This window comes from Halomonas sp. ISL-56 (genome assembly GCF_018612805.1).
GTDB lineage: Bacteria > Pseudomonadota > Gammaproteobacteria > Pseudomonadales > Halomonadaceae > Vreelandella.
On sequence record NZ_JAGGRO010000008.1, the window covers coordinates 56,699 to 83,044 of the forward strand.

22 protein-coding genes and 6 tRNA genes are annotated in these 26,346 nt (G+C 55.7%); 16 read left to right on the forward strand and 12 right to left on the reverse strand.

Annotated features, from left to right (window positions below; all coding sequences use genetic code 11):
- Positions 1-69: 69 nt before the first annotated feature.
- The 4 genes from J7J49_RS06375 to J7J49_RS06390 all read left to right on the forward strand — a co-directional run bounded on the left by J7J49_RS06375 (position 70) and on the right by J7J49_RS06390 (position 8,264).
- Entirely contained in the window at positions 70-906 is an 837-nt protein-coding gene (locus J7J49_RS06375; RefSeq protein ID WP_215091459.1) for a glutamate racemase, read from the forward strand.
- Positions 907-955: 49 nt separating this feature from the next.
- On the forward strand, positions 956-2,077 hold the full coding sequence (gene trmA / locus J7J49_RS06380; protein ID WP_215091130.1) for a tRNA (uridine(54)-C5)-methyltransferase TrmA: 1,122 nt from the start codon (positions 956-958) through the stop codon (positions 2,075-2,077).
- A 161-nt stretch (positions 2,078-2,238) separates the two neighbouring features.
- Positions 2,239-7,062 (forward strand): NAD-glutamate dehydrogenase, encoded by a 4,824-nt coding sequence (locus J7J49_RS06385; protein ID WP_215091132.1) that lies wholly within the window; start codon positions 2,239-2,241, stop codon positions 7,060-7,062.
- A 176-nt stretch (positions 7,063-7,238) separates the two neighbouring features.
- Complete coding sequence (locus tag J7J49_RS06390) at positions 7,239-8,264, forward strand: quinone-dependent dihydroorotate dehydrogenase (RefSeq protein ID WP_215091134.1); 1,026 nt, start codon at positions 7,239-7,241, stop codon at positions 8,262-8,264.
- A gap of 63 nt (positions 8,265-8,327) precedes the next feature.
- On the opposite strand, the gene rmf is transcribed toward J7J49_RS06390, so the two are convergent.
- Positions 8,328-8,537, reverse strand: coding sequence for a ribosome modulation factor (rmf, locus tag J7J49_RS06395; RefSeq protein WP_007111057.1), 210 nt, complete (start codon positions 8,535-8,537; stop codon positions 8,328-8,330).
- A 379-nt stretch (positions 8,538-8,916) separates the two neighbouring features.
- On the opposite strand from rmf, the gene rlmKL reads away from it, so the two are divergent.
- Both rlmKL and J7J49_RS06405 read left to right on the forward strand, forming a co-directional pair.
- The gene (rlmKL, locus tag J7J49_RS06400; RefSeq protein ID WP_215091136.1) at positions 8,917-11,157 is read left to right on the forward strand and encodes a bifunctional 23S rRNA (guanine(2069)-N(7))-methyltransferase RlmK/23S rRNA (guanine(2445)-N(2))-methyltransferase RlmL; all 2,241 of its coding nucleotides are present in this window, start codon (positions 8,917-8,919) and stop codon (positions 11,155-11,157) included.
- A gap of 48 nt (positions 11,158-11,205) precedes the next feature.
- The gene (locus J7J49_RS06405; protein WP_064233940.1) at positions 11,206-11,541 is read left to right on the forward strand and encodes a glutaredoxin family protein; all 336 of its coding nucleotides are present in this window, start codon (positions 11,206-11,208) and stop codon (positions 11,539-11,541) included.
- Between the two features lie 57 nt (positions 11,542-11,598).
- Here the strand turns inward: J7J49_RS06405 and J7J49_RS06410 are convergent, their stop codons facing one another.
- On the reverse strand, positions 11,599-11,880 hold the full coding sequence (locus J7J49_RS06410) for a hypothetical protein (protein WP_064233941.1): 282 nt from the start codon (positions 11,878-11,880) through the stop codon (positions 11,599-11,601).
- Between the two features lie 111 nt (positions 11,881-11,991).
- Between J7J49_RS06410 and pdxB the strand changes: the two genes are divergently transcribed.
- On the forward strand, positions 11,992-13,137 hold the full coding sequence (pdxB, locus tag J7J49_RS06415; protein WP_215091138.1) for a 4-phosphoerythronate dehydrogenase PdxB: 1,146 nt from the start codon (positions 11,992-11,994) through the stop codon (positions 13,135-13,137).
- Between the two features lie 55 nt (positions 13,138-13,192).
- On the opposite strand, the gene J7J49_RS06420 is transcribed toward pdxB, so the two are convergent.
- The 10 genes from J7J49_RS06420 to J7J49_RS06465 all read right to left on the reverse strand — a co-directional run bounded on the left by J7J49_RS06420 (position 13,193) and on the right by J7J49_RS06465 (position 22,416).
- Positions 13,193-13,465: a Txe/YoeB family addiction module toxin gene (locus tag J7J49_RS06420; RefSeq protein ID WP_064233943.1), complete on the reverse strand. Its 273-nt coding sequence runs from the start codon at positions 13,463-13,465 to the stop codon at positions 13,193-13,195.
- Positions 13,446-13,718, reverse strand: a complete 273-nt coding sequence (locus J7J49_RS06425; protein WP_064233944.1) for a type II toxin-antitoxin system Phd/YefM family antitoxin — start codon at positions 13,716-13,718, stop codon at positions 13,446-13,448. Before J7J49_RS06425 ends, J7J49_RS06420 begins: the two co-directional genes overlap by 20 nt.
- Before the next feature lie 146 nt (positions 13,719-13,864).
- A complete protein-coding gene (gene htpX / locus J7J49_RS06430) occupies positions 13,865-14,770 on the reverse strand; it encodes a protease HtpX (RefSeq protein ID WP_215091141.1) in 906 nt (301 codons plus the stop codon).
- A gap of 116 nt (positions 14,771-14,886) precedes the next feature.
- On the reverse strand, positions 14,887-16,134 hold the full coding sequence (locus J7J49_RS06435; protein WP_008958415.1) for a pyridoxal phosphate-dependent aminotransferase: 1,248 nt from the start codon (positions 16,132-16,134) through the stop codon (positions 14,887-14,889).
- Positions 16,135-16,251: 117 nt separating this feature from the next.
- On the reverse strand, positions 16,252-17,208 hold the full coding sequence (gene ylqF, locus J7J49_RS06440; protein WP_215091143.1) for a ribosome biogenesis GTPase YlqF: 957 nt from the start codon (positions 17,206-17,208) through the stop codon (positions 16,252-16,254).
- A gap of 105 nt (positions 17,209-17,313) precedes the next feature.
- The gene (msrB, locus tag J7J49_RS06445) at positions 17,314-17,712 is read right to left on the reverse strand and encodes a peptide-methionine (R)-S-oxide reductase MsrB (RefSeq protein ID WP_064233948.1); all 399 of its coding nucleotides are present in this window, start codon (positions 17,710-17,712) and stop codon (positions 17,314-17,316) included.
- A 148-nt stretch (positions 17,713-17,860) separates the two neighbouring features.
- Complete coding sequence (locus J7J49_RS06450) at positions 17,861-19,447, reverse strand: gamma-glutamyltransferase family protein (RefSeq protein WP_215091144.1); 1,587 nt, start codon at positions 19,445-19,447, stop codon at positions 17,861-17,863.
- Positions 19,448-19,472: 25 nt separating this feature from the next.
- Positions 19,473-20,798, reverse strand: a complete 1,326-nt coding sequence (locus J7J49_RS06455) for a TRAP transporter large permease (RefSeq protein ID WP_064233950.1) — start codon at positions 20,796-20,798, stop codon at positions 19,473-19,475.
- Positions 20,799-20,801: 3 nt separating this feature from the next.
- Positions 20,802-21,311 carry a TRAP transporter small permease subunit gene (locus J7J49_RS06460; RefSeq protein ID WP_064233951.1) on the reverse strand — a complete coding sequence of 170 codons (510 nt, stop codon included), beginning with the start codon at positions 21,309-21,311 and terminating at the stop codon, positions 20,802-20,804.
- Position 21,312: 1 nt separating this feature from the next.
- Positions 21,313-22,416 carry a TRAP transporter substrate-binding protein gene (locus tag J7J49_RS06465; protein ID WP_215091146.1) on the reverse strand — a complete coding sequence of 368 codons (1,104 nt, stop codon included), beginning with the start codon at positions 22,414-22,416 and terminating at the stop codon, positions 21,313-21,315.
- Positions 22,417-22,748: 332 nt separating this feature from the next.
- Here J7J49_RS06465 and J7J49_RS06470 point away from each other — a divergent pair.
- The 9 genes from J7J49_RS06470 (at position 22,749) to queF (ending at position 26,321) form a co-directional block, all read left to right on the forward strand.
- Positions 22,749-22,824 (forward strand) — tRNA-Glu (locus J7J49_RS06470).
- Positions 22,825-22,878: 54 nt separating this feature from the next.
- A tRNA-Gly gene (locus J7J49_RS06475) sits at positions 22,879-22,953 on the forward strand.
- 21 nt (positions 22,954-22,974) lie between these two features.
- Positions 22,975-23,050: transfer RNA gene (locus J7J49_RS06480), tRNA-Glu, on the forward strand.
- A gap of 41 nt (positions 23,051-23,091) precedes the next feature.
- A tRNA-Gly gene (locus tag J7J49_RS06485) sits at positions 23,092-23,166 on the forward strand.
- A 35-nt stretch (positions 23,167-23,201) separates the two neighbouring features.
- A tRNA-Glu gene (locus J7J49_RS06490) sits at positions 23,202-23,277 on the forward strand.
- Between the two features lie 30 nt (positions 23,278-23,307).
- A tRNA-Gly gene (locus tag J7J49_RS06495) sits at positions 23,308-23,382 on the forward strand.
- 333 nt (positions 23,383-23,715) lie between these two features.
- Positions 23,716-24,684, forward strand: coding sequence for an ABC transporter ATP-binding protein (locus J7J49_RS06500; protein ID WP_215091148.1), 969 nt, complete (start codon positions 23,716-23,718; stop codon positions 24,682-24,684).
- Positions 24,681-25,454: an ABC transporter permease gene (locus tag J7J49_RS06505; RefSeq protein WP_064233954.1), complete on the forward strand. Its 774-nt coding sequence runs from the start codon at positions 24,681-24,683 to the stop codon at positions 25,452-25,454. Before J7J49_RS06500 ends, J7J49_RS06505 begins: the two co-directional genes overlap by 4 nt.
- A 33-nt stretch (positions 25,455-25,487) precedes the next feature.
- Positions 25,488-26,321, forward strand: a complete 834-nt coding sequence (gene queF / locus J7J49_RS06510; RefSeq protein ID WP_215091150.1) for an NADPH-dependent 7-cyano-7-deazaguanine reductase QueF — start codon at positions 25,488-25,490, stop codon at positions 26,319-26,321.
- The last annotated feature ends 25 nt before the right edge of the window (positions 26,322-26,346 follow it).

Sequence of the window (26,346 nt, forward strand, 5' to 3'; positions counted from 1 at the left end):
ATATAATGACGGAGCATGCTAAAATAGCTGCTCCGTTTTTTTTCAGGCAGCGTCATGAAAAGCAGAGCCATGAAAGGCCCCGTGTTAATTTTTGATTCCGGTGTCGGCGGCCTGTCGGTGGCGCAGTCGCTGCGCCAACACTACCCTGATGCTGCCCTGTGCTATGCCTGCGACAACGCTTGGTTGCCCTATGGACTGCGCGAAGACGCAGCCCTGACTGACCGCATTGTGGCGGTGTGTCGTGCCGCGGTGGAAGCATGTCAGCCGAGTGTTTTGGTCGTCGCCTGCAATACCGCGAGTACCCTGGCATTGGAAAATTTGCGTGAGCAGTTAGCAATTCCTGTCGTGGGCACCGTGCCCGCTATCAAACCTGCCGCAGCGATTAGCCAGACACGCCATATTGGACTGCTTGCCACCAAAGCCACGGTAGGGCGGCCTTATACCCAGCACTTAATTGATAGCTTTGCCAGCGATTGTGTCATTACTCGCGTTGCCGCCGATGCCTTGGTCGTCGAAGCGGAAGCATACCTGGCAGGTATTACGCCCGATACTGACCGAATACAGGCGGCGCTGGTGCCTTTATGGAACGCCGCTGCACCTCCATCGTCTGCGCATTTTTTATCTTCTGGTCATCAGGCGCTGGATGCCCCAGAGCTAGATACCGTCGTACTGGGCTGCACGCATTTTCCGCTGCTAATGCCTTGGCTGTCACAGCTTGCCCCCGTGCCGCTTCATTGGGTCGATTCCGGCGACGCGATTGCCCGCCGGGTTGCGCAAGTGATTGATCAGCTCTACAGCGAGCAACAGGATGGTCGCTGCTTTACGACAGCGCCCGCTGCTGACCTGACTGCAGGTTTAGCTCGCTATGGGTTTAAGGCCTCCCAATTGCTTAACGTGGGCTACTGAAGACTATTTACCACTCTTAATGCTGATCGAATTATTCAAAGGAGCAGCTTTGGCTATCCCCGTTGTAGAACCTGAACGCTACGCTGAGCAGCTAGCCGCCAAACGCGACTACCTGGAAAGTACTTTTGCCGCTTTTCAGCCACCGGCGCTTGAGGTGTTTGAATCGCCGCCGGACTACTATCGTCAGCGCTGCGAGTTTCGCATATGGCACGAAAAGGGCGACCTTTTCTACGCTATGTTTGAAGTAGATCCTGAGAATCCGAAGAACAAGCGGGTGATTCGGTTAGATCAGTACGCAGTCGCCAGTGAACGAATCAATCAGCTAATGCCGCAGCTACGTGAAGCTTGCCTTAAATCTAATGAACTGCGCCGAAAGCTGTTTCAAGTCGAGTTTTTAACCACCCTTTCAGGTGAGGCGCTGGTCACGCTGATTTACCACCGCCCGTTAGGGGAGGAGTGGGAGCATGAGGCCCGCGCGCTGGAGGTTGAATTAGGCATCATGATTATTGGCCGCTCCCGCAAGCAGCGTCTTGTGTTGACCCAAGATCATGTCTGGGAACGACTGGAGGTGGATGGCCGAACGCTGCTCTACCAGCAGGTAGAAAACAGCTTCACCCAGCCCAATGCGCATATTTGCCAAAAAATGCTTAGCTGGGCGCGAGAGGTTACGAGTGACCAGCAAGAGAAGGATGTAAAGAAAGACCTGGTCGAGCTTTACTGCGGTAACGGCAATTTTACCATTGCCCTGGCGGATAACTTCCGCCGCGTGCTGGCCACAGAAATTTCCCGCACGTCGGTGGCCAGTGCTAACGTCAACCTGGAAGCCAATGGGGTAACCAACGCACAGATTGGTCGCATGTCAGCCGAAGAATTTTCGCTGGCGTTGAAGGGAGAAAAAGCCGGACGTCGCGTGGCGGAAATGGCGCTGGAAGAGTACGATTTTTCCACCGTGCTGGTCGATCCACCGCGTGCTGGTTTAGACGTGCAGAGCTGCGAACAACTTAGCGAGTACGCCCAGATCGTCTATATTTCATGCAACCCAGCCACGTTAGCTGAAAACATGGCGATACTGACCCACTCCCATCGGATAGAGCGCTTTGCGCTGTTTGACCAGTTTCCGTTTACCGACCACTGTGAGTGTGGGGTACTGTTAAAGCGGCGCATGGATTAATAAGTATCCGACCTAATGCGTAAACGGTATGCGTCATGAACAACACGTCAGATGATTAGGGAGGCGACGATAGGTAGCGTAAGCTAGCCGGTATGTTGGCCTAAAGGCCTATTGTCCTTCGTTTTTTGGCCGTTTAATGGCCTAGGCAGTCGAGGTGATGGATGCACTACGTTGCGATTGAAGAGAGTCGGCAAGATCTTTTGAAGCAGCTCCAGGAGCGGCTACACGCGCGGTTAGACCCCGCTCGAGCAGCCACTGTGAGCGCCTTTGCTCGGCACTTTTATGCCACCGTGCCGGTGGAAGACCTAGTGGATCGTCGCCTGGACGATCTGTATGGCGCAACGCTGTCGATCTGGCAGTTTTTGCAGCACCACGATCCACAAAGCCCCAAGGTACGGGTATTTAACCCTGATTTTGAAGAGCATGGCTGGCAGTCGACGCATACCTTTGTCGCCGTTCTGCATGAAGATATGCCATTTTTGGTCGATTCGGTTCGCATTGAGCTCAACCGCCGCGGCTTGACGGTGCATGCGATACAAAACGCCGTGCTGGCGGTTGCCCGTGATGAGCGCCACCACTTACAAGCGCTGGCCTCGCCCCGGGCAGAAAACGCGCCTGAAGCGCGCGAGTCTCTCATTGTGATTGAGGTAGACCGGCACACTGACGTGGCATTGCTTGAGAAGATCGAAAGCAATCTCAATGACGTGCTTCGCGATGTTCGCACTGCTGTTGGCGACTTCGATGCCATGTGCACGCAAATTACTGCGTCGATTCAAGAGCTTGAGAAAAACTGCCCACCCCAGATCGACCCTGACGACCACGAAGAGGCGATTGCCTTTTTAGAGTGGATGCTCAAAGATAACTTCACTTTCCTGGGCTACGACGAGTACCTGCTGGAAGGCAGCGAGCTACAGCGTGACGCGGATAGCGTGCTGGGCGTATTCCGCCTGGATCAGCCGCGCTACTGCGAGCGCATTCGCACCGAAGAGGGTGTGGATGAGCACAATGATTATGTGCTGGTGCCTCAGCTACTGTCGTTTGCCAAAAGCGCCCATCACTCTCGAGTGCATCGGCCGACATATCCCGATTACATCACCGTTGACCGTTATGACGACGACGGCAATGTAATTGGCGAGCGGCGCTTCTTTGGTCTGTTCACCTCTACGGTGTATAACGAGTCGCCGCGCAATATTCCGCTGCTGCGCCGCAAGCTGAAAGCCGTCATGGATATCGCTGGGTTTAATCCCCAGGGCCATAATGGTAAGCAGCTACTCCAGGTATTGGAAGTTTATCCCCGCGATGACCTGTTCCAGATCGATACCGAGTCACTGGCGAGTACGGCGCTGGGTATTCTCAATATTCGCGAGCGCCGCCAAGTGCGGCTGTTTATCCGCGCTGATATCAGCGGCAAGTTCTACTCCTGTCTGGTCTTTGTACCCCGCGACGTGTTCTCCACAGATCTGCGTCAGCGGATTCAAAACGTGCTGTGCGATGAGTTAGATGCCCACTTTGGTGACTTCAACACCTATTTATCCGAATCGGTGTTGGCGCGTATTCAGTTAATTCTGCGCTTTAACGGCGACGCCCCCAGCGACTACGACCTTAAACGGTTGGAGAGCAAAGTGTCACGGCTGGCGCGCAGTTGGCGCGACGAGCTGCAGAACGCGATGATCGAAGGTTTCGGTGAAGAGCGCGCTAATCTGCTGATGGATCAGTTCCGTGAGGCCTTTTCAGCCAGCTATCGGGAAGATTTTTCCGCGCGTACTGCGGTGTTTGATGTTCAGCACCTGCTAACGTTGGACAACGGCGACGATTTATCGCTGTCGCTCTACCGTCCGCTGGAAGAGCAAGGCGGCGGCGTTAACCTGAAGCTGTTCCACCGTGGCACGCAAATTCCGCTATCTGACGTGCTGCCGATGATGGAAAATCTCGGCCTGCGCGTGATCGGCGAGCGCCCCTACGATATTAACGCGCCTGAACAGCGCTACTGGATTCACGACTTTGAGCTAGAGCATAGCGGTGCGGATGTCAGTCTGGGCGATATGCGCGATGTCTTTACTGAAGCCTTTAAGCGCATCTGGACTGGCGAAGCCGACAACGATGCCTTTAACCGCCTGATTATCGGCGCGGGGCTGGATTGGCGCGAAGTGGCGATGCTGCGTGGCTACGCTCGGTATCTAAAACAGATCCGCTTCGGTATGTCTCAGGATTATATTGCGGCCACGCTAGCCAACTATCCGGCCATCACCCGTGAGCTGGTTGAGCTATTCAGGCTGCGTTTTGATCCTGAGCAGCAGAGCCACGCTACTGACGAGTGCATTGCGAGCTTGAATGAGCGCTTGGAAGGAGTGGCCAGCCTTAACGACGACCAGCTGCTGCGCCGCTTTATGGAGCTGATCCTCGCCACCCTGCGTACCAACTACTACCAGCTTGCCGAAGGTGGGCGCTTTAAAGACTACATCGCCTATAAGCTTGAGCCTTCCAAAGTCACCGGTATGCCCAAGCCGCGACCGATGTTTGAAATTTTTGTCTGCTCGCCGCGGGTGGAAGGTGTTCACCTGCGTGGTGGCAAAGTGGCCCGCGGCGGTCTGCGCTGGTCGGATCGCTTTGAAGATTACCGCACCGAAGTGCTAGGGCTGGTAAAAGCGCAGCAGGTCAAGAACGCCGTTATCGTGCCGGTTGGCGCGAAAGGCGGTTTTGTGTGCAAACGCATGCCGGAAAATGCCAGCCGCGATGTCGTTCAGAAAGAGGGCATTGCCTGCTACCAAATCTTTATCCGTGCGCTGCTGGATGTTACTGACAATCTGGTGGGGGGCGATGTTGTGCCGCCGGAAAACGTTGTCCGCCACGATGAGGACGACGCTTATCTGGTAGTAGCCGCCGACAAAGGCACCGCTACGTTCTCGGATATCGCCAACGAAATTTCCATCGAGTATGGCCACTGGCTAGGGGATGCCTTTGCCTCTGGCGGTGCCAACGGCTACGACCACAAGAAAATGGGTATCACCGCTCGCGGTGCCTGGGAGTCGGTTAAGCGCCACTTCAAAAATCTTGATCTCGACACCCAGCGCGACCTGTTTAGTGTGGTGGGGATCGGCGATATGGCCGGGGATGTGTTTGGTAACGGCATGCTGCTCTCCGACAAGATTCAACTGGTGGGTGCTTTCAACCATCTGCATATCTTTGTTGACCCCAACCCGGACGCCGAGGCGTCGTTTGCTGAGCGCAAACGGCTGTTCGAACTGCCGCGTTCCAGTTGGGAAGACTACAGTCAGGAGCTGATCTCCGCCGGTGGCGGCATCTTTAACCGTAGCGCCAAATCGATAAACATCACGCCGGAGATGCAGCAGGTATTTGGTATTGAGGAAGAGCGCCTGTCGCCCAATGAGCTGATCCGCGCCATGCTCAAATCCAAGGTGGATTTGATCTGGAACGGCGGTATCGGTACCTACGTGAAGGGCTCTGATGAAACTGACGCTGATGTAGGCGATAAAGCTAACGACACGCTGCGCATTAACGGTAATGACTTAAACTGTCGTGTGGTGGGTGAAGGCGGTAACCTCGGTTTGACCCAGCGCGGGCGTATGGAAGCCGCTGCCAAGGGCGTGCGCGTTTATACCGACTTTATTGATAACGCGGGAGGGGTGAACTGCTCCGACCACGAGGTCAATATCAAAATCCTGATCGATGAAGTGGTCAAACGTGGCGATATGACCGACAAGCAGCGCAATGAACTGCTGGCGGACATGACTGATGAGGTGGGTGATCTGGTGATCCTGGATAACTACCGCCAGAGTCAGGCACTCGATCTTTCGGCGATTCTCTCCGATTATTCGATGGGCCCTTACCGCCGTTTTATCAGCGAACTGGAAGCTGCAGGACAAATTGATCGCGAGCTGGAGTTCCTGCCCACTGATGAGGTGCTAAAAGAGCGCACCAGTAACGGCCAGGGGATGCGCCTGCCCGAGCTTTCGGTGCTGATCTCCTACGCCAAGAGCACCTTGAAGGGCGACTTGATCACCTCTGAAGTGCCGGATGATCATTACATTCATCGTCATTTAGAGCGGCTGTTCCCATCAGTGCTGGTTGAGCGCTTTAAAGACGAGATGTACGAGCACCGTCTTAAGCGTGAAATCGTCGCCACCCAGGTTGCCAACGATCTGGTTGATCACATGGGTATCGTCTTTGTCCGTCGCCTGATGGACTCCACCGGCGCAGGACGTGCGGATATAGCGCGAGCCTACATTGTGGCCCGTGATAGCTTCAACTTGCCTGGCCTGTGGGCGCAAATTGAAGCCCTCGATAATCAGGTACCCAACCGCATTCAGTACTCGATGATGCTCGATTTGATGCGCTTGATCCGCCGTGCTACGCGCTGGTTTGTGCGCCAGCACTTGGGGCTCTCGACCCAGGACACCATTGAGTACTTTGCGCCCCGCCTAGCGCAGTTGCAGGAAGGTATTGGTGAGCTGCTCAGCGGTGAAGAGCTTAGCGCTTGGAATAACCGCCGTGACGAGCTGTTGGAAGCAGGTGTGCCCGAGGCTTTGGCATCTACCGTGGCGGCGTCATCAAGCCTGTACGCTGGGCTAGGCATTATCCAGGCGGCGCGCCTGACCAATGAAAAACCGCAGCGGGTGGCGGAAGTGTTGTATGAAATTGGCAGTCGCCTGGAGCTACCGTGGATGATTCAGCAGGTAACCCAGCTGGAAGTACGCGACGCCTGGCAGGCCCAAGCGCGGGAAACCTTCCGCGACGACATCGAGCGTCAGCAGCTTGCGCTGACCACCAGCGTACTGAAGCTCGACGCGGGAAGTCGCGATACCCCGGAGCGGGTGGCGCAGTGGCTGGATCAGCACGCTGACCTGCACCGCCGCTGGTGCCGTCTTATCGAAGAGGTACGTGGTGGCAGTGAAGTTGGCTTTGCGCTCTTCGCCGTTGCGGTACGTGAGCTGGTAGATCTTGCCGAGAGCGATAGCGAAGCGTAAGCGCTTTTCTAGCAGTAGTGTCACCAACACCGCGCCTCGAGTTTCTCGGGGCGCGGTGTTTTTGTTTGTGATTAGCTTTTCTGCACATCGCCTTTCTGCGAATAGCGGGGGCTTTGCGCTATACTGTGCGCCGCTCGCTAAGCCATCCGTTAAGTTGCCCTGGAGAGACGCCCATAATGTACAACCTCGCTCGCTCGCTGTTCTTCTGCGTTGATCCAGAAACGTCCCACGGTATGGCGCTGGGCGCGCTAGATACACTCCATCGCGTGGGAGGTGTCTCGAGGCTATTTGGCCAGCCGGTCAATGATCCTGTCGAGCTGATGGGGCTGCGGTTTGCCAATCGCATTGGACTCGCCGCCGGGTTGGATAAGAACGCCGACCACCTGGATGCGCTTGGCTCGCTGGGTTTTGGCTTTGTTGAAGTGGGCACCGTCACGCCTAAGCCGCAGCCAGGCAACCCTAAACCCCGGCTGTTTCGCTTAGCGCAGCATGAGGCGATCATCAATCGCTTTGGTTTTAACAACAAAGGGGTGGCGCATCTGATTCAGCAGGTTAAACAGCGCCACTACAGCGGCATAGTGGGCATCAATATCGGTAAGAATCTGACGACTTCGGTAGAGCATGCACTGGATGATTACCTGGTGTGTTTAGACGCGGTGCACCCTTGCGCGGACTACATTACCGTTAATGTCTCGTCTCCGAATACCCCTGGGCTGCGCAGCCTACAGTTTGGTGAGCAACTGGATGCGCTATTGGGGCCGATTCGAGCGCGAGCCATGGAGCTCAATGCCCTGGCGGGCCGCAACGTGCCGCTGCTGATTAAAATCGCCCCGGATATGAGCGCTGAAGAGGTAGCGCTGATGGCAGGAAGTATTGAGCGCAATGCCCTTGATGGTGTGATTGCCACCAATACAACGGTTTCCCGTGAAGCCGTGCAGGGCGATCGATATGCGGATGAGGCCGGAGGGCTCTCTGGGAAACCGGTTTTTGAGGCATCCAATCGCGTTATTCGCCAGCTGCGTGAGCATCTCCCCCGGCTTCCGATTATTGGCGTAGGCGGTATTGATAGCGCCGCTGCCGCCCAGGCCAAGATCGCCGCTGGCGCGGATTTAGTCCAGCTCTACTCAGGGTTGATCTACCAAGGGCCTAAACTAGTCGGAGAATGTGCGAGGGCATTGAAGGCAACTAAAAAGCCCACTTGAAAAAGTGGGCTCACTGAAAACCTCGCGTTTAAAATATTTCTTTAAACATTGAAAAATAAAACGTTAGGCCATGACTAGGGGGTTTTTATGGATGCCTGAGATGCCGGTCATCCCATCCCACTGGTCGCCGCGACCTTCACGCCAACCGCTCATCCAATATTCGCGTAAATTGATATCTTGACTGGGACAGTCATCACGAGAACGACCTGATACACCTGCTTTATAACCGTGGACATAAGCCCGCTGGAAGCGATCACGTTTTTGCCGTTTCATTGGCTAACCTCTTTTCTCGAAAGTCTTTGTTTCACGAAAGCCTTTGATAAGAAATAGAATGTTGTCTAAGCGATAGCACAAAGTATGCTCGAAAACACTGCTATTCCGAGAGCTTGCTTCAAGAGCGAGACGCCACATCAACTCATCTGTCTAGCACTCACGAGCTGAACGGGCCGAGCGGCGATCTCATTCAAATCATTTCATCCAAATCATAGGCCGAGTTTTGAATCGACCCTGACAGGCAACGCATGCGTTTTTCAGTAGCTACTCTCTTATTGTTAGACCATGATAGTGTCATCTGTCGACTACCAATTTGTCATAAAACGTAAACTCATTTGCTATATATAGGAATTCCGCGCCTTTACGCGCCGCTATTATCATGACCGAGTCGAATCAACACGCCCCATTGAGTCTGCTAGCCACTTGTCCGAAAGGTATTGAAGGCTTGCTCCACGATGAACTAGTGGCACTGGGCGCCACGCCGGGCAAAACCACGGTGGCCGGTGTCTATTTCACCGCCAGCCAAGCCATCGCCTACCGCGTATGCCTGTGGTCGCGATTGGCCAACCGGGTTATTTTAATCCTGGTGCGCGAGTCGATGATCGACACCGCGGAGCAGGTGCGCGATGTGGTCGCCCGCATCGCCTGGCCGCAACACCTGGCAGCGGGTAACACGCTGGCGGTGGATTTTCACGGCCGCAGCGAGCATATTCGCCACACCCGCTTTGGTGCACAAACCGTTAAAGATGGCGTTGTGGACGCACTACAGCTGGCGGGTCAGGAACGCCCTAACGTTGATACCAAAACCCCGAATTTGCGCATCTACGCCCACCTGCACCGGATGAATTTAACCATTGGCCTGGATCTCTCTGGTGAGAGTCTGCACCGCCGCGGTTATCGCCGGGATGTGGGCCATGCGCCGCTAAAAGAGAACTTGGCCGCAGCGCTATTGGTACGCGCGGGCTGGCCCGAGCGTTTAAAAGCGGGAGAGCCGTTGATTGATCCGCTGTGCGGCGCAGGCACGCTACTCATTGAAGCCGCGATGATGGCCGCCGACCAGGCGCCCAACCTTAACCGTGAGCGCTTCGGCTTTCACGGCTGGGCAGGGCACAATGACGAAGCGTGGCGGGAGCAGAAGCGCGAAGCCGAAGCGCGCGCTTCGATTGGCCGCAAGCGCTGCAAAGCGCAGCTCTTAGGCTTCGACCAGAGCCCAGCGGCGCTCAATGCGGCCAAAGCCAATGCCATGCGAGCAGGTATTCCAGCGCTGATTTCCCTGCATGGGCAGAGCCTTGCTCAGCTTACCCGACCAGAAACGCTCAACGCAGAAAGCGGTCTACTGATTACCAACCCACCTTACGGTGAGCGCCTGGGCGAGCTGCCTGAGCTGGTACGCCTCTACGCACAGTTGGGTGAGAAAGCCAAAGCGCTGTTCCCCGGCTGGACACTGGCGGTGTTTACCGGCAACCCAGATCTAGGCCACCGGCTAGCTATGCGTGCGCACAAACAGTACGCGCTCAAAAACGGTGCCTTGGAGGCCAAGCTGCTGCTGATGGAGATTGGTGGTGCCGAGCGTTCGCCTGCGGCTAGCGACATGCACCAGGTTAGCGCTGAAAATGGCGCTGAGCCGACAACGGAAGAGCGCCAAGAAACGCCTCAAGCTTCAGCCCCGAAAGGCTCAGACAACGCCCAGATGTTTGCCAACAGACTGATTAAAAATCAGAAGCGGCTGAAAAAATGGCTCAAACAGAGCGGCGAAACCAGCTACCGCGTCTATGACGCCGATATGCCCGAGTACGCTCTGGCGGTAGACCGCTACGGAGATCGTGTACACGTCCAAGAGTATGCGGCACCCAGCTCAATCAACCCGTCTCAGGCGCAGAAGCGCTTGTACGATGCCTTGGAAGTCATGCCTGAAGCGCTTAACGTTGACGCCAGCAAAATCTATATCAAGCGCCGCGAGCGTCAAGCCGGCAGCGCCCAGTACCAGAAACGCGCGGCCAGCGGTGAGCGTTTTGAGGTGCAGGAGGGCGAAGCACGGCTATGGGTCAACCTGCGTGACTATCTCGATACCGGGCTGTTTCTTGACCACCGCCCGGTACGACGCATGCTGGGCGAAATGGCCAGCGGCAAGCGCTTTTTAAACCTATTCTGTTACACCGCCACGGCGACGGTACAGGCGGCATTAGGTGGTGCCAGCGACAGCGTCAGCGTAGACATGTCCAACACCTACCTGGAGTGGGCCAAAGACAACTTTGCGCTCAATAAGCTCGATACACGACTACACCGGGTAGTGCGCGACGACTGCTTCCGTTGGCTGGAAACCGCCAACGCCGAGTTCGACCTGATCTTTATGGATCCACCGACGTTCTCTAACTCGAAGAAAATGCGCGATACGCTCGACGTGCAGCGTGATCACCCGCGGCTTGTGGAGCTCGCCATGGCGCGTTTAGCGCCCGGAGGTACCTTGGTGTTTTCTAATAACCAGCGCCGTTTTAAACTAGATGAAGCACTCAGTGAGCGCTACGCGGTAGAAGATATCACCGGGCGCAGTTTCGACCCCGATTTCCAGCGGCGCACAAACCTGCACCATGTGTTTCTACTGCGTCATACTGGGCTATAACTTACGCCATATATCAGCGCAGCAAGGGCGTTTTAAGAGAGTTCAAACATGATTCAGCTATCGCTCTATACAACGATGGGCTGCCACCTGTGCAGCCAGCTAGAAGCTCTGGTGGCCGCACTCGCTAATCAAAAAGTGTGGCTGCACCACATCGAGATTAGTGACGACACCGCCCTGGTTGAGCGCTACGGCGTGCGGATACCAGTGATAGTGGATAGTGAAGGCAATGAGCTGGACTGTGGCTTTGAGCTGGAGCGCTTAAGCGACTGGTTGCGCGAGCGTGGCTGGCTGGATGAGGCGGCGCTGGCAGCGTTCACCGAACTGCCAGACAGCGCAGCGCCCAAAGGCGCCCATGAGCGTGACGGTCGGCGTTTCTTGGGCTAGCAGTTCTTGAGCTAGCTGTGCTTGGTTGAAAACAGTGCTTGGCTGAACACGAGCGGCTTACATCACGTCCAGTAGCGATAATTGACGCATCGCTTCTTGGCCTTCAGGGGTGTGGTCGGCCACTTCCAGCACTTTGCGAAAACCCCGCGAAGACTGGATGGTGGCCTCGTCCTCCAGCCACATATGGGCTTGATCCAGCGTATCGGCTAGCTGATGCTTTAGGCCGCCAAACTGGGTGCCGATTTGGCCCCAGGCGCGACTGAAAATCCAGTCACCAAACATATCCTGGTGAATATGAACCAACACATAGTCATGGTTGGTTTCCCAGCGTACGATCACAACATTCTCCTTAGATAGCCTTTAAAAGATAGTCCTTAAAAAATAGCCTTTAAACACGCCTGCCCATCAGCCGTCGCGGGCGTATTGTAAAGCCCGGATACCCAAACGCCTATGAAACTTGTCATCGACGCCAATATCCCCGCTGCCGAACGCTGCTTTGGTCATTTCGGTACGCTTACCCGTGTGGCGGGGCGGGAGATAAACGCTGCCCACCTAGAGGATACGGATGCGCTGATTGTGCGCTCTATTACCCAAGTCAATGAGCAACTGCTCATCAATAGCCCCGTACGCTTTATTGGCAGTTGCACCATCGGTACGGATCATGTCGATCAGGCAGCGCTCGCTAAACGCGATATCACCTTTGCTAGCGCCCCCGGGTGCAATGCCGAAGCGGTAGTCGATTATGTATTAAGCAGCCTGCTGACGCTGGCAGAGCGCGATGGCTGGAAGCTTGGCGAGCGCACTGTGGGGATTGTAGGAGCAGGCAATGTGGGCGGTCGACTGCAGTCACGGCTAACCGCCATGGGCGTAGCTACGCTTGCCTGTGACCTGCCTCGGGCTGAAGAGGAGGGGCAGGGAGGGTTTCACCCTCTAGACGTCCTGATCGAGCGCTGTGACGTACTCTGTCTGCATACACCGCTGACCCGCGAAGGCCCGCACGCGACTTATCAGCTACTCAATGCCCAGCGTATTGAAGAGCTGGCGCCGGGCAGCGTGTTACTGAATGCCGGACGGGGCGACTGCGTGGATGGCATGGCGCTGCGCAGTCGCCTGGCGAGTAAAGGTGATATCAGTGCCATATTGGATGTGTGGGAAGAGGAGCCCGATATCGACGCAGGCCTGCGCGATCTGGTCTCGTTGGCAACGCCGCATATTGCCGGGCATAGCCTGGACGGCAAGCTGCGCGGCACCTGGATGATTCAGCAGGCGCTGGCCCGCCACTGCGACCAGCCTAGCGAGCTAACCTTTGCCGATATTTGCCCACCGCCCGCGTTAGCGTCGCTACATTTGCAGCACGCACTCCCCCCGGAAGACGCCCTGCGGCTCTGCATGAGAGCGGTGTATGACGTACGCCGCGACCACGATGCGCTACAACGCCAAACACTGCATCACGGCATGCGCAAAGGCTTTGATGACTGCCGCGTCAACTACCCGCTGCGGCGTGAATTTGCCACGCTCACCGTGCACCTGTCAGGGGAAGCGCTAGAGCTGGAGGCTTTATTGCGTGGGGCAGGATTTAATGTGAAGGGAGGGTAATCAGTGATCCATTGCGGCTTCGTCTCCATTCCAGAGCAGCATGTGCTGAGCAGCGTTAGGATTGGTCGTAATGGCCTCCAATGGCGAAGATGTAAATAGACTTGTCGTCGAACCGATATATCAAGCGGTCTTTCTGCGATATGCGCCTTGACCATAAGCCTGTCAGGTTATGATTAAGGGGCTCAGGTTTGCCGATGCCAACTGAGGGATCTTCTGATCGGAGCATCTCTTTCAGCAGTCTGCAAAGCGCCTTGTGCAGCTTCTTATCCGTCTCGCGCATCTTTTCATACGCTTTCCAAGTACGCCCTTCAAATACCAGTGATCTCATTCATCTGCTCATCAGTAGGGGTGTACCCTTGACCTTGGTTGTGAGTATTGAGGGAAGCGGCAATTTGTTGCATCAGATCCTGGCTCTGAAGAACATGTAGCGTTTCTTGCTCTCTTTCCCAGTCTTCAGCACTCATCACCACAAATGCTTCCCCGGCCCTGCGAGTGACCTTGAGTGTCTCGTGTCGGCTAACGACTTCTTCAACAACGCTCTTTAGATTATCTCTAAACTTATTGACACTAATGGTGTCCATGACGCCACCTTTATGTACGGCATTTCCGTACGATTATAAAGTGTGTGCTCTCATAAAGCCAAGCACGGCAACGTTTTTCTGCGTTCCAGGTTCTTTCTACCAAGCAAGCCGCCCCGTGATAGAGGGGGCGGCTTATGAGGTGGCACTTACTGCCGGTAAGCGGCTTCTTTCAGCGCGCGAATGCGCTCATCCAGTGGCGGGTGGCTGGCAAACATTTTCTCTACCAGCGAGCGCGTTTGGCCTTTGGTGATGGCCATGGCGCGTAGCGTATCGGGCATTTGGTCGGGCATTTCTGTTTCAGTTTTCAAGCGAGCCAACGCACTAACCATCGCATTGGTGCCTGCTAACCGCGCACCCGCCTCATCGGCTCGGTATTCGCGGTAGCGCGAGAACCAGGCAACGATCGCTGATGCCAGAATGCCGAACACAACCTCGGCCACAATCACGACGGCGAAGTAGCCCATAAAGCCTAAACCACCTTCGCCACCGCTGCGGCTTTTCAGGAAATTATCGACTAAGTGCGCCACCACGCGAGCAAAGAACATCACGAAAGTGTTCACCACGCCTTGAATCAGCGCCAGGGTGACCATATCGCCGTTAGCTACGTGGCCAATCTCGTGGGCCAGCACCGCACGGACTTCTTCCGGGCGCATACGGTTGAGTAGGCCCGCCGAAACGGCCACCAGTGCATCATCCTTGTTCCAACCGGTGGCAAAAGCATTGGACTGCTGGGCCGGGAAGATACCCACTTCCGGCGTTTTGATACCCGCCTCCCGAGAGAGCTCGGCGACCGTGTCCAGCAACCACTGTTCTGTTGAGTTGGAGGGCGTCTCAATAATCACCGTGCCGGTGCTGCGCTTGGCCATCCATTTGGAAATGAACAGCGAGATAATCGAGCCCGCCATGCCGAAGATAAAGCAGAAAATCAGCAGGCTGGTGAAGTTGATGCCCTGGCCGCGCAGATAGCCCTCTACGCCCAGCAGGCGCAGAGTAATACTGGCGACCAACAAAACCGCTATATTGGTGCCTAAAAACAGCAGAATTCGCATCATGGTGCAGGTTCTCCCCTAAGGTTCATCGAAGCATTGCTAGATTAATGGCTTAGATACGTGCTGTTCATGGCAGTTTCAAGGCATGGCGGTGTCAATGAGCTGGTTTAATGTAAGTGCTACTGCCGATAGCGAGACAGGAAATTGGCAAAGCGGTCAAGTGCATCGCCAAGCTGGTCGGCCCAGGGCAGCGTCACAATGCGCACATGATCCGGCTCTGGCCAGTTAAAGGCCGTACCCTGCACCAGCAGTATTTTTTCCTGCAGCAGCAGATCCAGCACCATTTGCTGATCATCTTTGATATTGAACACTTTAGGGTCGAGGCGCGGAAACGCGTAGAGGGCGCCTTTGGGCTTCACGCAGGAAACCCCGGGGATCGCGTTCAGTTTCTCCACCGTGATATCGCGCTGGGCCAGCAGCCGCCCACCGGGCAGGATCAAATCATTGATCGATTGATAGCCCCCCAGCGCTGTTTGAATCGCGTGCTGGGCGGGTACGTTGGCGCACAGCCGCATAGAGGCCAGCATATTCAGCCCCTGGATATAGTCCTGAGCGTTTAGCTTGGCCAGCGTGCCGGAAATGATCATCCAGCCCGAGCGGAAGCCGGCGCAGCGGTAGCTCTTGGAGAGGCCATTCATGGTAATCACTAACTGGTCATCGTCCGCCAGCGCGCCGGTGGCGGTGTGCTCAACGCCGTCATATAGAATCTTGTCGTAGATCTCGTCTGAGAACACCACCAGGTTGTGCTGCTTGGCGATCGCCAACACCTCTTTCACCACGGCAGGCGGATACACCGCGCCGGTGGGATTATTGGGGTTGATCAGCACAATGGCGCGGGTATGGCTGGTGATCTTGGCACGGATGTCCGCCATGTCGGGCGTCCAGTCGGCCTGCTCGTCGCACAGGTAATGCACCGCGTGACCGCCGGAAAGATGGGCAGCCGCCGTCCACAGTGGGTAGTCCGGCGCGGGAATCAGCACTTCATCGCCGTCGTTGAGCAGCGCCTGCATGGCCATCACAATCAGCTCTGAGACGCCGTTACCGATGAAAATATCTTCAATACCCACGCCGGGAATCTGCTTGCGCTGGCACTCCTGCATAATCGCTTTGCGGGCGGAGTAGAGGCCTTTGGAGTCGCAGTAGCCCTGGGCGGTGGGCAGGTTACGCATCACATCCTGGAGAATCTCTTCCGGTGCCTCAAAACCAAACGGCGCGGGGTTGCCGATATTCAGCTTGAGTATGCGCTGGCCTTCCTCTTCCAGGCGCTTGGCGTGGTCGAGTACCGGGCCGCGAATGTCGTAGCAGACATTGTGCAGCTTATGAGATTTCTTCAGCGGTTGTGATTCGTGCGACTGCGGGGTATCCATGAGGTGTCTATCCAAAAGTGGCGAGGGGCCCAAAAGTGTCCAAAAGCATGCGTTTAAAAACCAGAGTTTAAAAACCAGTGCCCACAGGCCATCATCGGCGATAGGGCTATTAGGCCATTATGCGTCGGGAAGTACCTGATTGTCTTCGTCGTTTTGCACGGGCGGCGGGGGAATGTCAGCGGGGGTTTCCAATGTTAGCCTGCCCAGTTTGCCATCGCGTAGTTCGTGAAGCAGTACTTCCGCGCCGCGATGTAAGTCAACGGCGCCGCCAGGGCGAAGGCCGCCACGGCGCGCGGCAATATCTTTCAAAATGGCGTTGCCATCAAAGCCCGCAATAGCGAGAAAGTCAGGCTTTTTGGGGCCATCCGCATCAATGTCGTGGGGAATATCTGGTGCGGCGTAGGGCGGTAGCTCTTTTAGCTTGTAGCGCGCACTAAGTGCGTCTGGATAGCGTTTGGCCAACTCTGCACTGGTGACGATCGCTACATCGGTGTATTCGATAGCGGTATCGCGAATAGCGCCGGTGGCCGCAAGACGATAGGCGCTGGCCTGGTCTTCAATCTTGGGCCACAGTACCCCAGGGGTGTCGGTCAGCGCGACGCGCCCATCAATCCGCACCTTTTGCTGGCGCTTGGTCACCGCTGGCTCGTTGCCGGTTTTGGCGATTTTTCGCCCCGCCAGGCCGTTAATCAGCGTGGACTTACCAACATTGGGTATGCCCATCACCATCACGCGGACATCGCGATCAGCGCGCACGGCGCCGGCCAGCTCATGGCATAGCTTGGGGATTTTTTTAAGCTCGCGAGTATTGGTGGTGGTGACCGCCAGGGCGCGCATATTTTCCTGGGCATCGAAATAAGCCACCCACTCGGCTGTCCGCTCGGGGTCGGCGAGATCGGCGCGGGAGAGGATTTTCAGCACTGGCTTATGGCGCGTTAGCTCGGCCAGCATCGGGTTGGCGCTGGAGTAGGGCAGACGCGCGTCGAGTACCTCGATTACGACGTCTATCTCTGGCAGCACCTCCGCAATCTGGCGGCGGGCCTTGTTCATATGTCCTGGAAACCAGCCGAGCATGGGTCTCTCCTGCAAGTACAAAAATAGCGGCACAAAAAAAGCGGGCGATCATTCTAGCAGATGACGCCCGCCTTGCCGGGTTTCCTTGCGAGGATTTAGCGGCGATTACTCGTCAGGATGAAATTCCAGTGACACAGAGTTAATGCAGTAGCGTAAGCCGGTGGTCTCTGGTGGCCCATCGGGGAAGACATGGCCCAAGTGGGCATCGCAGTGAGAGCAAACGACTTCGGTGCGCTGCATACCGTGCGTGGTATCAGTATGCTCCTCCACACAGCGGGTGCCCAGCGGCCGGTCGAAGCTTGGCCAACCGCAGCCAGCGTCAAACTTATGCTCGTTTTCAAACAGCGGCGCATGGCAGCAGACACAGTGGTAGATACCCTGCGCATCGCGCACCTGGTAGTCACCGGTGAATGGGCGCTCGGTGCCCTTCTCACGCGCTACCCGGTACTGCTCTGGGGTTAGCTGCTGTTGCCATTCGTCGGGGGATTTTTCTATTTTCGCCATGGGGTTCTCCTTTCCCTCTGGTTTCAATCATTCAGAGGCTTATTGGACAGACTAGCTTATCACTTGTTTAAGAGACAGCTAGCTATCTGTCCAAGTTCAGCATATGGGAAAGCCCAATTTTCACGCAGTGCAAACAGTTGCGGTCTTATTAAATGCTTGCCGCTCCACCGTTGCTGCGCGGGTCGTGGGCGCTCTCTATTAAGCCATCCGGGTGGTGCACGATGCCGCCCGCATGGCCCATAGTGTCGCTGAACGCCTCAGGAAGTACTTCCACGTCGTGGCCCGCTGACCCCAATGCGGCGACCAGCGCGTCGTCAAAGCGTGCTTCGAGTTTCAAGTTGGTGCTGGTTTCTCCCCAGGTGCGTCCCAGCAGCCAACGCGGCGCAGTGATTGCTTGTTGCAACGGCATGCCGTGCAGTGCGTAGCGCGAAAAAATCGCCGCCTGGGTTTGCGGCTGGCCTTCACCACCCATGGTGCCGTAGACCATGGTGCGACCATCATTAAATTTGGCCAGCGCCGGATTCAAAGTGTGGAAGGGTTTACGGCCTGGGGCTAAGCCGCGCAGGTCATTGGGATTAAGCGAGAAGCTGATGCCGCGGTTTTGCCACAGCACGCCGCTTTCCGATAGCACCACGCCGCTGCCGAATTCCCAGTAGATGCTCTGTATAAAGCTCACCGAACGGCCTTCGCTGTCCACGGTGCCCATCCAAATCGTGTCGCCAGGGGCGGGTTCGTGAGGCCAGGGCAGGGCGTGCTGCGGGTCAACTTTTGCCGCCTCAGCACTGATACTTTCTTCGCTGAGCAATTCTTGAAGCGGGGTAGGCACGCGTCTGGGGTCAGTGACGTTTTGATCGCGCAGGATAAAGGCGCGCTTGGTGGCTTCGATTAGCCCATGAAGGTGATCAAAACCGTTCGGCTCGGCGGCTTTTAAACGCTCATAGATGCCCAGAATCATTAATGAGGCCATGCCTTGGGTTGGAGCGGGCAGGTTATACAGCGTGGCATCTTGTAGCGTTACTTCCAGCGGCGTAACTCGCTGGGCGCGGTAATCATGAAAGTCAACTAAACGCAGTGGGCTGCCGACTGCTTCCAAGTCTTTCGCCATGCTAGCGGCCAGTTCGCCGCGATAGAAATCGTCTAATCCGGCTTCCGCCAAGCGCTTGAGGGTAGCCGCTAAACGTGGCTGGCGCAGCCGCTCACCTTCTCGAGGCACCTGGCCGTTAAGCAGCAGGGAATCACTAAAACCAGGGCTTTGAGACAGGCGCTCAACGTGTTTGGCGGTGAGTGCTTCCTGGCTTTGCGTGACTGAAATACCCGCTTCGGCATGATGAATCGCGTCGGCCAGCAGCGTGGTGAGAGGCAACTGCTTACCCCATGCTGATGCCACGTTCAGCGCTTCATGCCAGCCGCCAATGGTACCGGCCATGGTCAGAGCAGCTTTAGGGCCGCGCTCGGGGATCTGCGTTTCACCGGCGTAGAAATCCGCGCTGGCTAAGCCCGCCGCTGGGCCGCATGCATCGATAGCGACCGGCGTTTTACCCGGCTCATGAATTAACCAGAAACCGTCGCCACCCAGGGCGTTCATATGCGGATAAACCACCGCAATGGCCGCGGCAGCGGCAACCATGGCTTCCACCGCGTTACCGCCCTGTTTAAGCACATCGCGACCGGCGCTGGCGGCCAGGTGATGAGGGGCGACACAGCTGCCACCGTAACTACGTTGAGTGTGAAGCATATCCAGAAACCTTTTTTAATTGTGATTACCAGCCAATGGCGTTCGGCAGCCAAGTGGCAATACTGGGAAAGATAAACACCAGCGCCACGGCCAGAAACTGTAAGCCGATAAACGGCAGTGCGCCTTTGTAAATATCCAGCGTCGAGACTTCTTTCGGTGCCACGCCCTTGAGGAAAAACAGCGACCAGCCAAAGGGAGGGGTGAGAAACGAGGTTTGCAGCACCAGCCCGACTAAAATCCCCAGCCACACCATATCAACGCCCATCTGCACGAAGAACGGCAGAAACAGTGGTAGGGCAATATAGCTGATCTCGATCCACTCCAAAAAGAAGCCCAAGACAAACATTAGTAGCAGCATAAACAACAGCGCGCCTAGCTCACCACCGGGCACCCAGTCGAACATGCGGGCCACCAAGTGCTCTCCACCCAAGCCACGAAATGCCAGGCCAAACACTTGGGCGCTGATCAAAATAAAAAACACCATCGCCGAGATCACCAGCGTGGCTTTGGCAACCTCTTTGAGTAGTGCAAAGGTTAATCGCCCGGAGCAAGCCACAATGACTAACGCCCCCAGTGCGCCCATGGAGGCCGCCTCGGTAGGCGCCGCAATACCACCAATAATCGAGCCCAACACCGCAAACACCAAGCCCACTGGTGGGCCCACTACAGTAATGACTTTGTGAACCAGCTGGCGCCGTCCCATATCCGCGCGCTCTTCAGCTGGAATGGGTGGCATCAGGTGGGGGTAGAGTTTGGCGATAATCAGAATGGCAATAATATACACCGCCGCTAGCGTCAGCCCCGGCACCATGGCCGCAGCGAACATCGTGCCGACCGATTCACCCAGAATTTCAGCGAGTAGGATTAGCACCAGGCTGGGTGGGATAATTTGTCCCAAGGTGCCGGAGGCGCAGATCATGCCGGTGGCCAAGGTTTTGGGGTAGCCGCGGCGGAGTAGCGTGGGTAGGGTGAGCAGGCCCAGGGTGACGATCGTAGCGCCAACAATGCCCGTAGCGGCGCCTAACAGCACGCCAACTAAAATAATCGCCACACCCATGCCGCCTGAAATGCCGCCAAACAAGTGGCCGATCACATCAATCAGCTCTTCGGCCAGCTTCGACTTCTCCAGCATTACCCCCATAAAAACAAACAGCGGTATGGCCATAAAGGTGTAGTTGGTCACTACGCCGTAAATACGCGATGGCAGCAGGTTAAACAGCATCGGGCCGAAGCCAATATAGCCAAAGAAAAAAGCGGTAGCCGCGATGCTGATACCCACAGGGATACCAATCAGCAGAAACACGAAAAAAGCCACGATCATACCGATCGCTAGCCATTCATTGGGAGACATGCGTTATTCACCTCGTGAGGGTAGGGCGAACGCCTGACGCAGCGCGTGGGCCAACCCTTGCAGCGCAAGAAGGACGAAACCAAACGGAATCAGCGATTTGAGCAGCCAGCGCAGCGGCAGGCCGCCGGGGTTGGGTGACGCCTCACCACGAGCGAACGACTGGGCGATCCAGGGCAGCGTCAGCCAGGCGATATATAGCCCCATGACCAGCAGTAAGAGCCCGCCGATTACCTCAATCACTCGCTGCAGGCCCGCGGGGAATCGCTCATAGAAAACGTCCACACGTACCTGCTCGCCCGCCAATAACAGATACGACATACCAAACAACGCGATAGGCGAGATTAAGTGCCATTGCAACTCCTGCAGCCATACCGCGCCAATGCTAAACGCATAGCGCATCAATACGTCGCTAGCGACTAATCCGACTAATACCACGCAAGTCCAGGCGGCGATCCAGCCAAATAGCCGAACCACCGCCTCAACGCCGTGGACAAAACATGCCACGGTGCGCATATCAGACTCCGATAATGTCGTTTAACCAAGCGCGTTCACTGGCACCTGCCCAGCGGTCATGATTGGCTTTAAACGCCATATAGCTATCGTGCACTTTGCGCACCAGCGGGTCGGCGTTGGCTTCGCTGGAAAGCGTGTCCATGGTGGCTTCGCGCAGCGCATCAATCACAGGTTGTGGCAGCATGCTGGCGGTTACGCCTTCGTTCTCGACCAGGTCGGTCATGGCTTCACCGTTAACCGCTTCAGACCAGGTCACGCTTTCTAAACAGGCGGCCATGCAGGCACTTTTCACAATCATCTGCAGGTCTTCGGGCAGGCTGTCCCAGTGGGATTTAGAGATCAGTAGTTCGCCAGTGGTGGCAGGCTCATGCCAACCGGTGGTGTGGTAGAACTTGGCGGCGTTGTGTAGCCCCATTCGGCGATCTTGGAAGGGGCCCACAAATTCGGCGGCATCAATAACACCTCGCTCCAGTGCGGGGAAGATTTCGCCACCGGGCAATACCCGGGCATCTACGCCAAGCGAAGAGTAAACCTGACCGGCCAAGCCAGGAACGCGCATACGCAGGCCGTTGAGTTGGCTAATATCTTCAATCGGTTCGCGGAACCAGCCAGTCATTTGCACGCCGGTATTATTTAGCGGGAAGGCCACCATGCCGTAGGGTTCATACACTTCTTGCCAAAGCTCCAAGCCGCCGCCGTGATAAAGCCACGCCATATGGCCCATAAAGCTCATGCCAAACGGCACGGTAGTGAAGTATTGGGCAGCAAAGGTAGTGCCTGACCAGAAGTAGCTATTGGCGGCGTTCATTTCGATTGTGCCGCTTTGAACGGCTTCGAAGCCTTCAAAAGCCGGAATCAGTTCGCCGGATGAGAAGTGCTGGATATTGAGCCGTCCGCCTGACATGGCGTTAATTTTGGCGATCACATCAGTAGGGCTGCCAGGGCCTTCCACATAAAACGGTGATCCAGGTGGATAAGCATTGGTCATACGCCAGTTAAAGCTCTCGGCGGACTGCGCACGGGTAATAGAGGGGGCTCCCAATACAAGGCCCGCGGTGGAGGAAACAGCAGCTGTAGTGAGAAACTTGCGGCGGGATAAGGACATAACACACCTCATTCATGGGGAATTGGTCAGCAAGGGAACACAATGAGGTAGCAAGGGGTGTGCCATAAAAATCGATTTTATTTTAAATAAAAGATTTTTAAGGGTTTTGTCGGTCTTTAAGGTAAGGGCTAAGTATAAGAAAAATAACTGTTTGCACCGTTATGGCGCCTAATGAGTGCGCTAGGCACTCTCAGTGTGCATGCTGACATCGTAGAAGTTGGACTGTTAGGTAGGTGATTGAAAGCGGGTCAGTTAGCTTGGCGATGGCAGGGTGCTTGACAGCTCAATAAGGTCTGAGTAACATACGCGCCACCTCGACGAGGCAATGCAACGTCCCATTCGTCTAGTGGTCTAGGACACCGCCCTTTCACGGCGGTAACAGGGGTTCGAACCCCCTATGGGACGCCACTTATTCTTTTTCTTTATAGAGCTAGAGTAAGAGGTCGTCAGGGGTATCGGAATGCGGGAATAGCTCAGTGGTAGAGCATCGCCTTGCCAAGGCGAGGGTCGGGAGTTCGAATCTCCTTTCCCGCTCCAAGTGCTTGAAGTACTTACAGTGTCCCATTCGTCTAGTGGTCTAGGACACCGCCCTTTCACGGCGGTAACAGGGGTTCGAACCCCCTATGGGACGCCACTTCCGATAGTTTAGGTAAGATCAAAGCAAGAGTTCTACAAGCGGGAATAGCTCAGTGGTAGAGCATCGCCTTGCCAAGGCGAGGGTCGGGAGTTCGAATCTCCTTTCCCGCTCCAGTTTTAGGTGCCGGATTACTTTTCTGCTCCAATTAGTCCCATTCGTCTAGTGGCCTAGGACACCGCCCTTTCACGGCGGTAACAGGGGTTCGAACCCCCTATGGGACGCCATCTAGCGTTATATGTCGTTTTGTTTTCGTTGCGGGAATAGCTCAGTGGTAGAGCATCGCCTTGCCAAGGCGAGGGTCGGGAGTTCGAATCTCCTTTCCCGCTCCAGATTTAGCAATGCAGTATAGAAACGGTAGGCGAGGGTCGGGAGCTGGAACGCCAGCCCGGTCGAATCTCCTTTCCCGCTCCATGTTTGATGTGTGGTTAAGAGCATCGCCTTGCCAAGGCGAGTGTCGTGATCTGGTGCGCCAGCCCGGCCGAATCTCCTTTCCCGCTCCAAATATTTTTATATTCACTCTTTATATTTCTCTGATGCATCAGCTATTTGCTGGGCGTCATTTTTTGCGTGTCTGACGGTTGGTGTACTTGCTCACCTTGAAAAAAGTCGTTTGCGCCCTAATGTTTCACCTTCTCTTCTTATTTTGCTGACAGGACATGTTCATGGCCGAACCGGCATTGTCGATCCGTGGCCTTACCAAAGTGTATGGCAACGGCTTTCAGGCGCTCAAAGGTATTGATCTCGACGTCCAGCAGGGCGATTTTTTTGCTTTGTTGGGCCCCAACGGCGCCGGTAAATCCACCACCTTGGGGGTGGTGTGCTCACTGGTGCAAAAAACGGCGGGCAAGGTCACCATATTTGGCATTGATGTGGATAAAGACTTCGCCAAGGCCAAGTACCAGTTGGGCGTGGTGCCGCAAGAGTTCAACTTCAACCAGTTTGAAAAAGTACTCGACATCGTGCTGGCGCAGGCGGGCTATTACGGTATGACTAGTCGCGAGGCCTTGCCTCGGGCTAAACAGCTGCTGACTGATCTGGGCCTATGGGAAAAACGCAACGGCAGCGCGCGCATGCTCTCTGGTGGCATGAAGCGCCGCCTGATGATCGCTCGGGCGTTGATGCATCGACCCAAACTGCTGATTCTCGATGAGCCAACTGCCGGGGTGGATATCGAACTGCGGCGCAGTATGTGGGAATACATGCGGCGGATTAACCAAGACGAAGGCACCACCATCATCCTCACCACTCACTACCTGGAAGAGGCCGAGAGCCTGTGCCGCAATGTGGCGATTATCAATAATGGCGACATTGTGCGTAACACCAGCGTGCGGGAACTTCTGGCCGAGCTTGATACCGAGACCTTCCTGATTGATTTGGCTGAGCCAGTTGCAGAAGTGCCCCAGATCGAAGGGTTTGAGCTGCATCAGTTGGAACCTACCCAACTTTCGCTGCTGGTTCATCGCGGCCAGCGCTTAAACGATGTCTTCAATGCGTTGAGCGAGCAGGGCATTCAGGTAGTTTCCATGCGTAACCGTGCCAACCGCTTAGAGGAGATGTTTGTGTCGATGGTGGAGGGTAGTGGCCAAGGGGCGATAGACCAGCGCGTTGAGAAGAAGGAGGAAAGCGTATGAATGCCATGCAGACGCTGATCGCCCTATGGACGCTGGTGCTCAAAGAGATCAAGCGCTTTACCCGAATCTGGCCACAAACGCTGCTGCCACCTTCGATCACCATGGCGATGTACTTCATCATCTTCGGCAATCTCATTGGTTCACGGATTGGTGACATGGACGGCTTCAGCTACATGGACTTTATCGTCCCTGGGCTGATCATGATGTCGGTGATTACCAACAGCTACTCCAACGTGGCGTCGAGTTTCTTCTCAAACAAGTTCCAGCGTTCGATCGAAGAGATGATGGTGTCGCCCATGCCCAATTGGGTGATTCTATCCGGCTTTATTTTAGGCGGCATGGCCCGTGGTTTGGGGGTGGGGCTGATTGTGACCGTCGTTTCGCTATTTTTTACCCGCCTAACCATGGAGCATCCGCTGCTCACGGTATTGGTCGTAGTGCTGACGTCTGCGCTTTTCTCCATTGGCGGCTTTATCAATGCCTTGCTGGCCAACAAGTTCGACGATATTTCTATCGTACCGACGTTTATTCTCACGCCGCTGACCTATTTGGGTGGGGTGTTTTACTCTATCTCGATGCTACCCGATTTCTGGCAGGGCGTTTCCATGCTCAATCCGATCTTGTACATGGTGAACGTCTTCCGCTACGGCTTTCTGGGAGTCTCGGATATCCCCGTAATTTGGGCGCTTGCCGCCATTTTTGCTTTCATCATCGTGCTGTTTGTGGCGGCGCTAATGATGCTGGAGCGCGGTAAAGGCATTCGTAGCTAACCCATAACGGTATTAAGCAGAGAGCAGCAAGCAATGACACATCGCCCCGACACCTTAGAACACGCGCCATTAGGGCGCGAATCCGCCTACCCTGAGCAGTATGACGCGGAGCTTCTCTATCCGATTCCCCGTGCGGCCAACCGAGCGCCGCTGGGGATTGAAGAGGGCGCCTTGCCGTTCGTGGGAGAAGACGAATGGCACGCCTTTGAAGTCTCATGGCTGAACAGCCGCGGTAAGCCTATTGTGGCCGTAGCACGCTTTCGCTTGCCGGCAACCTCACCCAACCTGATTGAGTCCAAATCCTGGAAGCTCTATCTCAATAGCTTCAACCAAACCCGTTTCTATACTCGTCAGGAAGTGATGGAAACGCTTGCCAATGACCTCGCGGTTGCGGCAGGGGCGGAGGTGAGCGTGGAGTTGTTTGATGTGGATGCCCCAGAGCTTTCAGCGCAGCACTTGCCTGGCGAATGCTTGGACGATTTAGATATCGCAGTAAGCGATTACACCCCTAGCAGCGCCCATCTCACGGTGGGTGAACAGGTAGTTGAGGAAACGCTTTACTCCCACCTGCTGAAATCTAACTGCCCCGTTACCGGCCAGCCGGACTGGGGCAGCGTGCTGATTCGTTATAAAGGGCCCAAAATCGACCGCGAAGGGCTGCTGCGCTACCTGATTGGGTTTCGTCAGCACCAGGATTTTCACGAACACTGCGTTGAACATATCTTTACCGACATAATGGCCCAGGCAAAGCCCACGCAACTGCTGGTGCTGGCGCGCTACGTGCGCCGCGGCGGGTTGGATATCAGCCCCTGGCGTGCAACGCCCGGGCTAACGCCGCCCACTCCGCTGCGCCTGGCAAGGCAGTAAACGGTAATGTTGTGAATGACGGTGC